Origin of the sequence: Guyparkeria hydrothermalis (assembly GCF_023555375.1) — a bacterium.
Taxonomy (GTDB): Bacteria; Pseudomonadota; Gammaproteobacteria; order Halothiobacillales; family Halothiobacillaceae; genus Guyparkeria; species Guyparkeria hydrothermalis.
This window is the reverse complement of sequence record NZ_JAJSEE010000001.1, coordinates 418,652-433,052: the sequence shown is the minus strand read 5'-3', so window position 1 is coordinate 433,052 and position 14,401 is coordinate 418,652. Positions and strand designations below refer to the sequence as shown.

Genomic DNA, 14,401 nt, shown 5'->3' with positions numbered 1-14,401 from the left:
TGTGGATTGGTCATCGGTCGTTCGCCCCTGACGCCTGAATCGGGGCCGATGCCAGGACACCCGTGACACGGAGCGAGAGCAGCGATATGCCCAATCCCGGTTTTCTCCTCGCCATGCTCGGCCTGGTGGTGCTGTTCACCCTGATCCAGATCGGGGCGTTGCAGATCGCCTTCGAAAAGCTCGGTCTGGCCCCCGAGTCGGGCATGACCCTGTTGTTCGTCTCGTTGATGGGCAGCCTGGTCAACGTGCCGCTGTTTCGCATGCAGGCCGAGGAGCCCGACCAGCCCGTCCCCGAACCGATCCGGCGCATCCTCGCGCATCGCCAGCAACCCTTCGAGGGTGTCACCACGGTCGCGGTGAACCTGGGCGGCTGTCTGCTACCGGTGACCTTTGCCGCCTACCTCGTGCTCAACGCGGGCGCCCCGCTGGGCAACCACCTGCTGGCCGTGGCCCTGGTCTCTACCGTCGCCTACGTGGCCAGCCGCCCGATACCGGGGCTTGGCATCGGCATGCCCATCCTGGTCGCGCCGCTGGCCGCGGCGGGTTTCGGCCTGTTGATCGATCCGGAACACAGTGCGGCGCTGGCCTACGTGGGCGGGACGATCGGCGTGCTGATCGGCGCCGACCTGCTGCGTCTCAAGGACGTGCGCAAGCTCGGTTCGCCGGTGGCCTCGATCGGCGGGGCGGGCACCTTCGACGGCATCTTCGTCACCGGCATTATCGCGGTGTTGCTGGCCTGAGGCGGTCAAGCCCCTTACCAGAAACCACCGTCATTCGTAGGTCGGGCTTCAGCCCGACATTCCACCCGGATGACAGGTGATTCGGTTTCGGCAGGGGCGGGGTGGTCTGGGCGGCTGTCGGGCTGAAGCCCGACCGACAGTGGCGTCGCTCGCTGGGTAGCGCGAGTGTTCGCGTCCGTCCTCGATTACGTCAGCGTGCCGCCTTGAGCGCCTGGTCGAGATCCTCGATCAGGTCGTCGACGTGTTCGATGCCGATCGACAGGCGCACCATGTCCGGCGGCACGCCGGCGGCGCGAAGTTCCTCGTCGTTGAGCTGGCGGTGGGTGGTCGAGGCGGGGATGGCGGCGCAACTCTTGGCATCGCCGATATTGACCAGCCGCAGGATCAGATCGAGGGCGTCGTAGAACTTCACGCCAGCCTCGCGACCGCCCTTGAGGCCGAAGCTGAGGATGCCGGAGGCGCGCCCGTCCATGTACTTCTGCGCCAGGCGATGGTCCTTGTGCTCGGGCAGGCCCGCGTACTGCACCCAGCCGACCTGCGGGTGACCCTCGAGGAACTCGGCCACCTCCTGGGTGTTCTCGCAAATGCGATCCATGCGCAGCGAGAGCGTCTCCAGCCCCTGCAGCAGGTTCCAGGCGGATTGCGCCGACAGCGCCGCGCCGGTGTTGCGCAAGGGCACGACGCGGGCGCGGGTGATGAAGGCCGCCTCGCCGACGTCGTTGGTGTAGCTCACGCCGTGGTAGGACGGGTCCGGGTCGATCAACAGCGAGAAGCGATCCGGGTGCGCGGCCCAGTCGAAGTTGCCCGAGTCGACGATCACCCCGCCGAGCGTGGTGCCGTGGCCGCCGATGTACTTGGTCGCCGAGTGGATGACGATGTCGGCGCCGTAGTCGATGGGTTTCAACAGGAAGGGCGTGGCCACCGTGTTGTCGACCATCAGCGGCAGGCCATGACGGTGGGCGATGTCGGCCAGGCGCTCGATGTCGGCGACGCTGCCCGAAGGGTTGCCGATCGACTCGCAGTAGATCGCGCGGGTGCGCTCGTCGATCGCCGCCTCGATGCCGGCGAAGTCGTCCTTGTCCTGCATCCGCACCTCGATGTCCTGGCGCGGGAAGGTGTGGGCGAACAGGTTGTAGGTGCCGCCGTAGAGCTCGCTGATGGAGATGATGTTGTCGCCGGCCTGGGCGACGGTCTGGATCGCGTAGGTGATCGCCGCCATGCCGGTGGCCGTGGCCAGTGCGCCCACGCCGCCGTCGAGGGCGGCCATGCGTGCCTCGAGCACCCCGCAGGTGGGGTTCATGATGCGTGAGTAGATGTTCCCCTGGACCTTCAGGTCAAACAGGTCGGCGGCGTGCTGGGCGCTGTCGAAGCTGTAGGAGGTGGTCTGGTGGATCGGCACGGCGACGGCGTGCTGGTCATCCGGCTCGTAGCCTGCGTGCAGGGCGATGGTTTCGGGGCGCATGGTTTCCTCCCAGTGTCGTTCAGCACGGAGAGTAGCAGGGAACCGGTCGTCCGCGCCCTGGATCAGGTACCTGGCATCAGGTCCTTGGGATCAGGCGCCTGGTTGCAGTGAGGCGATTTCCTCGCGCAATTGCCGGATCTTCTTGCGCTTGTAGAGCCGGTTGAGCCAGGGGCTGACCGCGCGGATCGGGATGCCGGCACGATCGCCCAGCCCGTCGATCATCACGAAGTGGCCATCCGGGTGCCAGGCGAGGTTGTCGGCCGACAGGTCGTTAATCAGCACGTTGGAGGTCAGTGCCCAGTCGAGGAATCCCTCGAATGCCTGCTCTTCGCGTTCGCCGTAGCGCCCGGACTCCACCAGATCGCGCAGGGTGGGGGCGAGGTTCCCCTGCTCGTCGAGCACGGCCTCGACCAGCAGGGCTGCGCCCATGTCGGTGTCGATCACGCCGAGGATGTTCTGCATGTGTGGGCAGGAGGCAAGTCGACCGGGCGCCAGCGCTCGCGCGGCGAGGTGCTCGATCATCTCGCGGGCAAACGCCCGGTGATGTCCGATGCGGCGGCACTTCTGGTAGAAGCGATCCTTGCGGTCACGGCGCTCGATAAAGCGCGGGTTGACCACCTTGACCAGCACGCGCGGGTCCTGCGGGTGACGGAAGACCAGCTTCTGGGCGCCCTGGCCGACGGGCTCGAGCGAGGAGAGTTGCAGCGGGGTGATCAGGTCCATGGGCGCTCGGGGCAAAGCCGGGGATTGTACCGCGCCGAGGCGTGTTGCGTTCGCGCCGCGGTCAGTCGGCCTGTTCCTCGGCCGGGGTGATCTCGCGCTCGCAGGCCGTGCCGGTCTCGATGCAGGTGAGGTTCTGCAGGGTCTGGCTCGCGATCTGCTCGAGAGCCTCGTGGGTGAGAAAGGCCTGGTGGCCGGTGATCACCACGTTGTGAAAGCCCAGCAGGCGGGCGAACAGGTCATCGGTCAGGATCTCGTCGCTGCGGTCCTCGAAGTACAGCGGCCCCTCGTGCTCGTAGACGTCCATGCCCAGCCCGCCGATCCGCCCGCTCTTGAGGCCGTCGATGACCGCCGGCGTGTCGACCACCGCGCCACGCGCGGTATTGACGATCACCACGCCCGGCTTCATGCGGGCAATGGCGTCGGCATCGATCAGGTGATGGCTGTCCTCGGTTAGCGGGCAGTGCAGGCTGATCACGTCCGATCGCTCGAACAGTGCATCGAGGGAAACGTACTCCACCCCCATCGCCTCGCAGGTCGGGTTGGGGTAGGGGTCATGGGCGATCACGCGGGCGCCGAAGCCGGCCTTGAGGATCCGGGCGAACACCGCCCCGATCTTGCCCGTGCCGATTACGCCCACCGTCTTGCCGACCACGTCGAAGCCGGCCAGGCCGTGCAGGGCGTAATTGCCCATCGCCACCCGCGCGGTCGCCCGCGGGATCTGTCGGTTGACCGCCATCAGCAGGGCCACGGCGTGTTCGGCCACCGCATTCGGCGAGTAGGCCGGCACGTGGACCACCCGCAGGCCGGTCTCGGCCACCGCATCGAAGTCGACGTGGTTGCAGCCGGCGCAGCGCAGGGCGAGCACCTCGGTACCGCCCTCGGCGAGCGCCCGGATCACCGCGGCGCCGAGCACGTCGTTGGCAAACGCGCAGACGGCCGGGTAGCCCCGCGCGAGATGGACCGTGTCCTCGGTCAGCCGCTGGGGAAAGAAATCGATCTGGTGGTCGTGATCCAGTGCCTCGAAGGATTCGCGGTCATAGGGCTTGGTGGAAAAGAACGCGACTTTCATCTTCGTACTCCTTGGCGAAGGGCGTGACGACGGGCGTGACATCCGGTGGTTCGTCGTGCCTGCCGGCCTGCGCAACGCCCCATCAGCCGGCCCATCAGCGTTGATCCGTCAGCGCGTCGAGCAACCGGGCCAGGGCCTCTCGGCACGTGGCCTCGACGGCACGGCGACCGGCCAGCCCGAATCGCTGGGCCAGCGTTGTCTCGTCCCGCAACTGCAGCATACGACCAATCAGCAATGCGCGCCGCTCCGGCTCGAGGGCCCGCTGGGCCGCCGGTTGCGTCAGGGCCGGTGTCAGCCACGCGCGCAGGGTATCCAGCGCGGCATCCAGGTGATGGCGGTGTCGGGCGCAGGCGATCAGCTGGCGGTGCTGGTCGAGCGTCAATGCGGGCACAGGCCGGGGCGGGGTAACGGCGAGCAGGGTGGCGAGGCGTTCGGGCTCGACGTGCCGCAACGGGCCGGCGGCCCGCGTGGGCAGCCGGTCAACGAAGCCGGCGGCCGCGCGCTCGACCGCCGCCTTGCCCGCGGGGCTCAGGCCCATGGCCATGACCACCGCCTCGCTGCCCGAGGCGTGGTCGCGATGCTGTCCGAGGTGTAGCACCCGCATGCCGGCTGCGGCCCAGAAGGCGACCAGCTCGTCGTCCCCACCGAAACTGGCACCGACGAAGTCGCGCCCCTCGTCGCGGGCGGTCGCGGCGATCGCGGCGACCAGCTCGCCGCCGGCCCCCTGTCGCCGTGCGGCCGGGTGGACGGCGATGCGCTGGATACGTCGACCGGTCAGTCGAGGCCAGTCGGGCCAGCCCGCGTGGGCCGCCAGGGTTTGCGGCAGCAGGTGGCCGCGCAGGCGGCGCTCGCCGTCGAAGACCGCCGCCGCCAGGTCGTCCGGCAGGCCGCCCTCGTCCTGGGTGGCGGCCGTGGCGATCACCGCTCGATCGGTGGCCGCGCCGGTCTCGATCGACCAGAGCTGGCTGGCCGGTCCATCGAGCAGCTGGCGCAGATCGCGCGGGGTGGTGCGGTAATGCGCGGCCACCAGGAGGCCGAACCATTCGCGCAGTCGGCGCTCGTCGCCGGCGAGTGCGCTTGGCTCCAGGCGTGCCGCTGGACGGGGCGTCTGCCGTGTATCGACCGGCAGGGTCTCGGTGGGGTCGGCATCCAGCAGCAACAGCCGATCGACCAATTGCTCGAGCGGGTCGTCCGGTGACCAACGAATGGGCGTGGTCAACCAGTGATGGCGCACGGACACCGCGCTGGCCTCGAGGCGGGGCAGAAAGCGCAGGGTGAACCCGCGACCACTGCCCTCGTAACCGTGTTCGGTCGTGGCGAACACGCAGCGTGGGAACGCGTCGAACAGTGCCTCGAGCACGGCGGTCGGCAGGGCGGCGGCCTCGTCGACCAGGAGCAGCCGCGCCTCGGGGCGTTGCTCGAGCAGCACGTCGGGCGGCAGGAAGCGCAGTCGCTGGCTTCCCAGCCGAACGGCCCCGTCGTTGTCCGCGGCCGTGTCCGCCCTTTCACGCAGGCGGTCGAACAGGGGCGCGACCGCCTCGCGCCGCGGGGCGGTCACCAGCACGTCGCCAAGTCCTTGCTCCAGCACCTGCGCGGCGGCCAGGCCCAGTGCCGAGGTCTTGCCGCGGCCACGGTGCGATCGCAGGACCAGCGGACGGCGCGGACGGCCGCGGGCGACGGCGAGGATGGCCTCGATGGCCTGCGACTGATCAACCGTGCGAGAGGGCAAAGAGGGGGAGGCGTCGGCGCCCCGGCCCTGGACCGGTTCGGGCGATGGCGGCGGGGCAACCGGCTGGCCTTCGGCAAGGTGCCAGAGGCGGGGGGCAATGCCGAGGATACGCACCAGTCGCTCGCGGTAGGCCGGGCCGGCATCGCCTGCCTGGAAGGGATATGGGACCAGCCGCGCCATGTCGGCGTCGGTCAGCGACGGCCAATGCCCAAGCGGCGGGGTTAACAGCACCAGGCAGCCGCCCCCGCGGACCCGCCCGGCCGCCGCGCCGAGGGCATCGGGATCGAAGCCCGTCAGGGCGTTGACGAACAACCGACCGCTTTCGCCACCCAGCGCCTCGCCCGCGCGGCGAAAACCGAGTGACGTCGTATCGGTGGGCGCATCCGGACCGATCCAGAGGCTGTCGTCATCGACCAGCGATTGGGCCTGGGTCATCACCCAGTCGGGCGTGCCGCTGATGAGCACGGCCAGCCGGTGCCCGGCCCGTTGCCAGGCGGGCAGGGCCGCGTCGAGCGTGTCGCGGAGGGTCGGGTGCGCTGGCATAGGGGGATTGTAGCCAGCGAGTGCGCTCAACCGGCGGCGAAGAGGCCGCGGATCAAAAAGAAGAACATCGCGGCCAGCAGCGCGGCGGCCGGCACGGTGATCACCCAGGCGGCGATGACCTTGAGTACCAGCGAGCGCTTGACCAGTTCCCGCTTGTAGATCTTCTTCAGGCCCTTGCGCTGGCGCTTGCTGATGTGGGCCTCGCGGCGCGTGTTCTTGTCCTTGAGTTCCTGGAGCATCTGCTCCTTGACCTTGAGTGGGGCGGCGCGGAAGCGCTCGAGGTATTCCTGCATCACCTCGTCGTCGTCACTGTCCGGGTGCAGGTCGCGCACTTGCTGTTCGAGGCGGTCGTAATTGGACTTGAGATACTCGCGCAGAAAGCCCACGCCGAAGACCGCGCCGATGGTGACGTGGGTGGTCGAGACGGGCAGGCCGAGCTGCGAGGCGAGGATGACGGTCAGCGTGGCGGCCATGGCGATGCAGTAGGCGCGCATCTGGTCGATGTCGGTGATCTCGTGACCGACGGTGCGGATCAGTTTGGGGCCGTAAAGCGCCAGGCCCACCGCCAGGCCCAGGGCGCCGATCAGCATGACCCACAACGGGATGGCCGCCTGGGACGCGGTGCCTGCCTGCGTCAGGGCATCGTTGATCGCGGCTAGCGGGCCGACGGCGTTGGCCACGTCGTTCGAGCCGTGCGCGAAGCTCAGCAGGGCCGCGGCGAAAATCAGCGGCAGGGTGAACAGACGGTTGACGCTCGCCTTGCTGTTCTCCTTCATGCCGTCGGCGGCGCGGGCGACCAGCGGGCGGACGAGGAAGAACACGATCGCGGCGATGACCACGCCAATCAGTGCTGCGCCCAAAAACGGCACCTCGACGATCTTCTTCAGGCCCTTGACCACCAGATAGGTGCCGAACGCCCACGCCATCAGCGCGAGGAACCAGGGCACGCGCTTCTTCGCCGCGGTGAGCAGGTCGCCCTGGTAGGTGATGCTGCGCTTGATCAGGTAGAGCAGGGCGGCGGCGAGCAGGCCGCCCAGCAACGGAGAGATTACCCAGCTGGCCGCGATCTGGCCGACCGTGCCCCAGTTGGCGATGCCCCAGCCGGCCGCGGCGATACCGCCGCCCATGACCCCGCCGACGATCGAATGAGTGGTCGAGACGGGGGCGCCGAAGGCGGTGGCGAGGTTGAGCCAGATCGCCGCGGCCAGCAGCGCGGCCATCATCAGCCAGACGAAGGTCATCGGGTCGCCGATGGCGGCCGGGTCGATGATGCCGCCCTTGATGGTGCTGACCACGTCACCGCCGGCGATGATCGCGCCGGCGGCCTCGAAGATGGCGGCGATCGCGATCGCCCCGCCCAGGGTCAGGGCCTTGGAGCCCACCGCCGGGCCGACATTGTTGGCCACATCGTTCGCGCCGATGTTCATGGCCATGTAGGCACCGATCACCGCAGCGACGACCATCACGAGACTGACGTGGCCCTGGGTGAGCCAGGTGAACAGCGCCACCCCGATCACAAACAGCAGCGCCACGCCGAAGCGCAACAGCTCCCGCCGGGCGGGTGCAGCCACCTTGTCGAATGCGTCCATCTCGTTGAGATCCATATCGAATATGCCTGTCACAATGTCACGGAAGACGGCACGTTAGCCGACCGACGCGGCTTCGTCCATTTCCCGAGCCCCGCGCTCGGGCATGCGGGGCGGTCACCCGGGATGGTGCGGTTCCCTTCCGGGGCCGAATCTGGCCCAATACCCGCCATGTCGAAAAGCCCCCACGAGATACTCAACAGCGTCTTCGGTTACCAGGACTTCCGCCCGCCGCAGGGCGAGGTGATCGAGACGGTCACCTCGGGCCGCGACGCCCTGGTCCTGATGCCCACCGGCGGCGGCAAGTCGCTGTGCTACCAGGTGCCGGCCTTGTCGAGCCCCGGCACGGCGATCGTGGTCTCGCCGCTGATCGCGCTGATGCAGGACCAGGTCGCCGCGCTGCGCCAGTTGGGTGTGGCCGCGGCGTTCCTGAACTCCAGCCTTTCGGCGGAACAATCCCGGGAGGTGATCCGGCAGTTGCACGCCGGCGAGCTGGACCTGCTCTATTTGGCCCCCGAGCGATTGATGACCCCGGCCGCGCTGGAGCGATTGGCGGGCCTGCCGATCAACCTGATCGCGATCGACGAGGCGCACTGCGTCTCGCAGTGGGGCCACGACTTCCGTCCCGAGTACATCCGCCTGGGCGAGCTGGCCGACCACTTCCCTACCGTGCCGCGTATCGCCCTGACGGCCACGGCCGACGAGGCGACCCGCGAGGAAATCGTCAACCGGCTGCGGCTCACCAACGCGCGGCGCTTCGTCTCCGGCTTCGACCGGCCCAATATCCGCTATCGCATCAGCCAGGGCAGCGGCGGCAGCCGCGATCGGTTGTTGCGCTTTATCCGCGAGGAGCACGCCGGCGAGGCGGGCATCGTCTATTGCCTGTCGCGAAAGAAGGTCGAGCAGACCGCCGAGTGGCTGACGGCGCAGGGCCTGGTCGCCCTGCCGTATCACGCCGGGCTGTCCGCCGAGCACCGCCGCGAGGTCCAGGAGCGCTTTCTTGCCGAGGAGGGCGTGATCGTGGTCGCGACCATCGCCTTCGGCATGGGCATCGACAAGCCCGACGTGCGTTTCGTTGCGCACCTCAACCTGCCCAAGAGCATCGAGGCCTACTACCAGGAGACCGGTCGGGCGGGGCGTGACGGGCTGCCGGCGGATGCCTGGATGGACTACGGCCTGCAGGACGTGCTCACCCTGCGTCAGATGATGGCCGGCTCCGAGGCCGACGAGCGCATCAAGCGCATCGAGCGCGCCAAGCTCGACGCCATGCTCGGCCTGACCGAAGAGACCCGCTGCCGGCGCCAGTCTCTGCTGGGCTATTTCGGCGAGACGCTGGCCGAGCCCTGCGGCAATTGCGACAACTGCCTCGAGCCGCCCGAGACCTGGGATGCCACCGAGGCGGCGCAGAAGGCACTGTCCTGCATCCACCGCACCGGGCAGCGCTTCGGCGTGAACTACCTGGTTTCCGTGCTGTGCGGCGAGGCGGACGATCGCATGCGCCGCTTCGGCCACGACCAGATTTCCACCTTCGGTATCGGTGGCGAGTTGTCGGCGACGGGCTGGCGTGGCCTGTTTCGCCAGTTGATCGCGCGCGGCCTGATCGCCGTCGACGCCGAGGGCCACGGCGGGTTGCGCCTCGACCCGAGTGCCCGTGCCGTGCTGCACGGCGAGGAAACCCTGCATCTGCGTCCGGAGAAAAAGCGCACGGCGGGCCGGCGCGGGGCCAAGCCGGGCAGTGCGCCGGTGCCGACGGAAGACGAGCCGCTCTGGGACTCGCTGCGCGCCCACCGCAAGCGCTTGTCCGAAGAGCAGGGCATTCCGCCCTACATGGTGTTCAGCGACGCCACGCTCAAGCACATGCTCGAGATCCGGCCGACCCAGCTCGACGAGATGGCCGCGGTCTCCGGTGTGGGCGAGCACAAGCTGGAGAAATACGGCGAGGGTTTCCTGCGCATCCTGCAGGCGCACGCCGGCTGAGCGACATTGCTGAAGCAACCGGTTGAATTCACCGGCATTTGCCGAGATGATTGCTGACTTGTCTTGAACCGTGATCAGGGGGCAAGTGCGTGTCAGCCGCAGACCAGCCCAAGCCCGTCAATCCTCCACGACGAGGGGTGTTCCGCACGGCCGATCTGCCGCCGGAGGAGCGCAATGCCGCCTGGAACGCGATTGCCGGATCTTTTTTTGATCACGTCGTGCCCGGGGAAGCCCCACCGGGATCCGATGCCCCTCTGCGCCCCTTGAGTCGGTTAGATGCAAGGCGACCGTCCGCCGTGAAAGGGTAATTCCCTTTCCAAGGACGGCAACGCAGCAGATGGCCGACTCAAGGGGCGCCCTTCGGGGCATGTCGAGGTCCCCGTGCTCGGCGTTGCGGCGTCTTGCCGTGGCCACCGGCACGCCTGCGTCGCCGCGCCTTGATCACGGTGACCTCGACACGCCAGAGGGGCATCGGATTCCGGTGGGGCTTCCCTTGGTGGACAAGACGATGGACGGGGAGATCGAGTGCGATCTGCTGGACAACTGGGCGACCTGTCGTATCCGCTTCAACCCCCATTCCTACGCCCGGCGCAAGGCCCGTGACGCCGAAGCCGCGTTCGATCACTACTTCATCCAGCTCTATGTCCGCGGATCGCTGCACGGTGAATGCGCCGGCCGCGGTGTCTACGTGCGCCCGGGCGACATCCTGATCCTCGACGTGCGCGAATCCTCGGTCCTGCGCACGTCGAGCGGCGAAATCATCACCCTGATCATTCCCCACGCCGCGATCGACCGGCTGCCCGCCGACCTGCACGGACAGGTGTTGCGCCACGAGTTGCCCTCGACACGGCGGCTGGCGGCCCAGTTCGAGTCCCTCCAGGCGCGACTGGCCGAGCTGGCCGGTGACGATATCGAGGCCCTGCAGTCGACGATCCTTGATGTGCTGCGTGCCGCAATCGACGACACCATCGGCCAGTCAGTCGAGCCCCGGGCGTCGGGTGATCTCGGCGAGCAGCCCTCGGGCACCCGCCCCGAGCCGGCACAGCGAGGGGCGACGGGCCGATCCGATCCGGCACCGTTGCGAGCGGTCCACGACACCCTGCTCGACTGGGCCCGCCGCGGCGACTGAGCCGTTTTCCGTCCGGCCGCCCGGCGTCGTCCCCCGGCGCCCCCTGGTCGAGCGGCTTGCACAAATGATGTGTAAATATACAGTATCGGCATGAACGCCCATGCCGAGCTGTCCGCCCGCTCCAATTTCAGCTTCCTCGCCGCCACGCCGGACCCCGAGCGGCTGGTGGCGGTGGCGGCCGAGCGTGGCTATGCCGCCATCGCCATCTGCGACGAGTGTTCGCTGGCCGGGGTGGTGCGTGCCCTGCAGGGCTGGCGGGCGTTGCCGGAGGCCGGGCGCCCGCGACTGATCATCGGTACGCGTCTGGTGCTCGAGGAAGGGGACGAGCTGGTACTGCTCGCCGCGAGCCGGGCGGGTTACGCCGCGATCAGCCAGCTGATCACCCGCGGGCGGCGCGCGGCGGCCAAGGGTGAGTACCGGCTCGAGCGGGCGGACGTGTTGGAGGGCCTGGTGGATGGCCCGGTGGATGACATGGGCGCCGGGGTGCGGGTGATCTGGCAGGTGCCGGCCGGCGAGAGCCGCTCGCCGAACTGGCTGCTCGCCGGTGGTATCCGCCCGTGGCTGGGCGTGGTCGCGTGGCTTGACGGGCTGGACGGGCATCGGGTGGCCCACGCCCGGGCGTGGGCCACGGCCCATGGCCTGCCGATCACCGCGCTGGGCGACACGCTGATGGCCGAACGCGAGGAAAAGCCGCTGCTCGACGTGGTCACGGCCCTGCGCCATCGCGTCACCGTGATGGAGGCGGCCGACCGCTTGCCGTCGAACGCCGAGCGCCACCTGCGCCCGGTCGCCGCGCTCGCTTCGCTCTTCCCGGCCGAGTGGCGCGCCGAGGCGCTGCGTCTCGCCGACTCCTGCCACTTCTCGCTCGACGAGCTCTCCTACGAGTACCCGCTCGACGACATCCCCGACGGGGTGACCGGCGCCGAACAGCTACGCCGCCTGACCCTCGAGGGGGCGGCCGTGCGCTGGCCCGAGGGCATCCCCGAACGCGTGTCCGCCCAGATCGAGCGCGAGCTCGGCATCATCGAGGCGATGGCCTTCGAGCCGTACTTTCTCACCGTGCACGACATCGTGCGCTTTGCCCGCTCGCGCGGGATCCTCTGCCAGGGGCGCGGCTCGGCGGCCAATTCGGCGGTGTGCTTCGCGCTCGGCATCACCGCGGTCAACCCGGCCGAGTCCTCGATGCTGTTCGAGCGCTTCATCTCCAGGGAACGGGCCGAGCCGCCGGACATCGACGTCGATTTCGAGCACCACCGCCGCGAGGAGGTGATGCAATACCTCTACCGACGCTACGGGCGCGACCGCGCCGCGCTGGCGGCCACCGTGATCCGCTACCGGCGCAAGTCCGCGCTGCGCGACGCCGCCCGCGCGCTGGGCGTGGGCGAGGACCTCACCGAGCGCGTCAACGAGCAACTGGCCTGGTGGGACCGCGAGGTCAGCGACGAGAATCTGGCGGCGGCCGGCGTCGATGGAAACCTCCGCCAGATTCGCTGGTGGCTGTCGATCGCCCGGCAATTGACCGGCATGCCGCGGCATCTGTCGCAGCACGTCGGCGGCTTCGTCATCGCCCGCGGGCAACTGGCCGATCTGGTGCCGGTGGAGAACGCCTCGATGGCCGATCGCACGGTTATCCAGTGGGACAAGGACGATCTGGATGCCGTCGGTCTGATGAAGATCGACGTACTGGCGCTGGGCATGCTCTCGGCGGTGCGCCGGGCGCTGGAACTGGTCAATCATCACCGCCACCGCGAGCTGGCGCTGTGGTCGATCCCGCGCGAGGACCCGGCCACCTTCGAGATGATCAGCCGGGCGGACACGGTCGGCGTGTTCCAGATCGAGTCGCGCGCGCAGATGAGCATGTTGCCGCGCCTCAAGCCGCGCTCGTTCTACGACCTGGTGATCGAGATCGCCATCGTCCGGCCCGGGCCGATCCAGGGCGAGATGGTCCACCCCTACCTCAAGCGCCGCCAGGGGCTCGAGCGCGAGGAATACCCCAACGAGGCCATCCGGCGGGTGCTGGGCCGCACGCTGGGCGTGCCGATCTTCCAGGAACAGGTGATCGAGCTGGCCATGGTGGCCGCGGGGTTTTCCGCCGGCGAGGCCGACCAGTTGCGCCGGGCACTGGGGGCGTGGCGCAAGCGCGGCACGCTCGAGGACTTTCGCAAGAAGCTCTATGACGGCATGACCGCGCGCGGCTTTGCGCCCGAGTTCGCCGATCGCGTCTATCGCCAGATCCTCGGTTTCGGCGAGTACGGCTTTCCCGAGTCGCACTCGGCAAGTTTCGCCGTGATCGCCTACGCCTCGGCCTGGTTGAAATGCCACGAGCCGGTCGCCTTCTACTGTGCGCTCCTGAACAGCCAGCCGATGGGCTTCTACGGCCCGTCGCAACTGGTGCAGGACGCTCGCCGTCACGGGGTGGTGGTGCGCCCGCCCTGCGTGGTGGCAAGTCGGGACGAGAGCACGCTGGAAGCTCGGGGAGATGAATCACGGGCCGGGAAGGGGGGGGCCGTCGAGACCCACGCCCTGCGCCTGGGCCTGGGACGCATCCACGGACTCTCCGCGGCCGGCATCGAGCGGTTGCTGGCCGCGCGCGACGAGATGCCCTTTCGCGACGTGGCCGACTGTGTGCGACGCGCCCGCCTGGATGCCCGCGATCGGCGCGCGCTGGCCCACGCCGGGGCCTTTGCCGCACTGGAGGCCAATCGCTACGCGGCGCAGTGGTCGGCCAGTGGCATCCCCGCGGACATGGAGCTTGAGGCCGGCCTGCCTGCCGACCGACCGGTGGCGGACTCGGCCATCGACCTGCCCGCGCCGAACCGCGCCGAGACCATCGTCGCCGACTACCGGCGGCTGGGCCTGTCCCTGAACGGCCACCCGCTGGGCCTGCTGCGCGAGCGGCTGCGACGATTGCGCCTGCGACGCAGCGACGAGCTCAAGACCCGCCACGACGGCGCGCACACGCGCTATTGCGGGTTGGTGACCATGCGCCAGCGCCCCGGCACGGCCAAGGGCACGGTGTTCCTCACGCTCGAGGACGAGGTCGGCACGGTCAACGTGATCGTCTGGCCAGATCGCGTCGCCGAGTACCGCCAGGTGGTGGTCAATGCCCGGCTGCTGGAGGTGCGCGGCCAGTGGCAGCAGCGCGAGGGGGTCGCCCACCTCGTCGCGCGCATGCTGGTCGATCACAGCGAGTGGCTGGGCGAGCTGCCCACGCGCTCACGCGACTTTCACTAATCGACTGACATTGGGTCTGATCGGCACCGGCTCTCAACTCCCTACGCAAAAGGTAATGCGAAACGTTTGTATTTGCATAACGAGGCGCTATACTGACCTCGTCAAATGAAGACGAGGAGACGGTGCGGGGCGATCGAGTCGACCCAACCCCAGACACGTCCCAGGCATGCGCCCATGCAACCGATTCACCGAGACCCGGGGAACTCCTG

General features: G+C 68.8%; 9 protein-coding genes. 4 read left to right on the top strand and 5 right to left on the bottom strand.

What is annotated here, in order from left to right:
• The first annotated feature begins 86 nt into the window (after window positions 1-86).
• Window positions 87-740 carry a DUF1614 domain-containing protein gene (locus LV475_RS01915; protein WP_250105656.1) on the top strand — a complete coding sequence of 218 codons (654 nt, stop codon included), beginning with the start codon at window positions 87-89 and terminating at the stop codon, window positions 738-740.
• 190 nt (window positions 741-930) lie between these two features.
• On the opposite strand, the gene LV475_RS01910 is transcribed toward LV475_RS01915, so the two are convergent.
• The 5 genes from LV475_RS01910 to LV475_RS01890 form a co-directional block, all read right to left on the bottom strand.
• Window positions 931-2,202: an O-acetylhomoserine aminocarboxypropyltransferase/cysteine synthase family protein gene (locus LV475_RS01910; RefSeq protein ID WP_250105655.1), complete on the bottom strand. Its 1,272-nt coding sequence runs from the start codon at window positions 2,200-2,202 to the stop codon at window positions 931-933.
• Window positions 2,203-2,292: 90 nt separating this feature from the next.
• Window positions 2,293-2,925, bottom strand: a complete 633-nt coding sequence (locus tag LV475_RS01905; protein ID WP_250105654.1) for a YrbL family protein — start codon at window positions 2,923-2,925, stop codon at window positions 2,293-2,295.
• A gap of 61 nt (window positions 2,926-2,986) precedes the next feature.
• Window positions 2,987-3,994 carry a 2-hydroxyacid dehydrogenase gene (locus tag LV475_RS01900; RefSeq protein WP_250105653.1) on the bottom strand — a complete coding sequence of 336 codons (1,008 nt, stop codon included), beginning with the start codon at window positions 3,992-3,994 and terminating at the stop codon, window positions 2,987-2,989.
• 94 nt (window positions 3,995-4,088) lie between these two features.
• Window positions 4,089-6,266 (bottom strand): tRNA(Met) cytidine acetyltransferase TmcA, encoded by a 2,178-nt coding sequence (locus LV475_RS01895; protein ID WP_250105652.1) that lies wholly within the window; start codon window positions 6,264-6,266, stop codon window positions 4,089-4,091.
• 26 nt (window positions 6,267-6,292) lie between these two features.
• Complete coding sequence (locus LV475_RS01890) at window positions 6,293-7,855, bottom strand: inorganic phosphate transporter (protein WP_250105651.1); 1,563 nt, start codon at window positions 7,853-7,855, stop codon at window positions 6,293-6,295.
• A 123-nt stretch (window positions 7,856-7,978) separates the two neighbouring features.
• Between LV475_RS01890 and recQ the strand changes: the two genes are divergently transcribed.
• From recQ to LV475_RS01875, 3 genes are all read left to right on the top strand, one after another.
• Complete coding sequence (recQ, locus tag LV475_RS01885) at window positions 7,979-9,829, top strand: DNA helicase RecQ (protein ID WP_430886857.1); 1,851 nt, start codon at window positions 7,979-7,981, stop codon at window positions 9,827-9,829.
• Between the two features lie 496 nt (window positions 9,830-10,325).
• Entirely contained in the window at window positions 10,326-10,958 is a 633-nt protein-coding gene (locus LV475_RS01880; protein WP_250105649.1) for an AraC-like ligand-binding domain-containing protein, read from the top strand.
• Window positions 10,959-11,048: 90 nt separating this feature from the next.
• Complete coding sequence (locus LV475_RS01875; RefSeq protein ID WP_250105648.1) at window positions 11,049-14,192, top strand: error-prone DNA polymerase; 3,144 nt, start codon at window positions 11,049-11,051, stop codon at window positions 14,190-14,192.
• The last annotated feature ends 209 nt before the right edge of the window (window positions 14,193-14,401 follow it).

Coding starts and splice junctions, on each gene's coding strand:
- LV475_RS01890 (WP_250105651.1), bottom strand. CDS start 7,855: ATGGACGCATTCGACAAGGTGGCTGCACCCGCCCGGCGGGAGCTGTTG.
- LV475_RS01900 (WP_250105653.1), bottom strand. CDS start 3,994: ATGAAAGTCGCGTTCTTTTCCACCAAGCCCTATGACCGCGAATCCTTC.
- recQ (WP_430886857.1), top strand. CDS start 7,979: ATGGTGCGGTTCCCTTCCGGGGCCGAATCTGGCCCAATACCCGCCATG.
- LV475_RS01895 (WP_250105652.1), bottom strand. CDS start 6,266: ATGCCAGCGCACCCGACCCTCCGCGACACGCTCGACGCGGCCCTGCCC.
- LV475_RS01875 (WP_250105648.1), top strand. CDS start 11,049: ATGAACGCCCATGCCGAGCTGTCCGCCCGCTCCAATTTCAGCTTCCTC.
- LV475_RS01910 (WP_250105655.1), bottom strand. CDS start 2,202: ATGCGCCCCGAAACCATCGCCCTGCACGCAGGCTACGAGCCGGATGAC.
- LV475_RS01915 (WP_250105656.1), top strand. CDS start 87: ATGCCCAATCCCGGTTTTCTCCTCGCCATGCTCGGCCTGGTGGTGCTG.
- LV475_RS01905 (WP_250105654.1), bottom strand. CDS start 2,925: ATGGACCTGATCACCCCGCTGCAACTCTCCTCGCTCGAGCCCGTCGGC.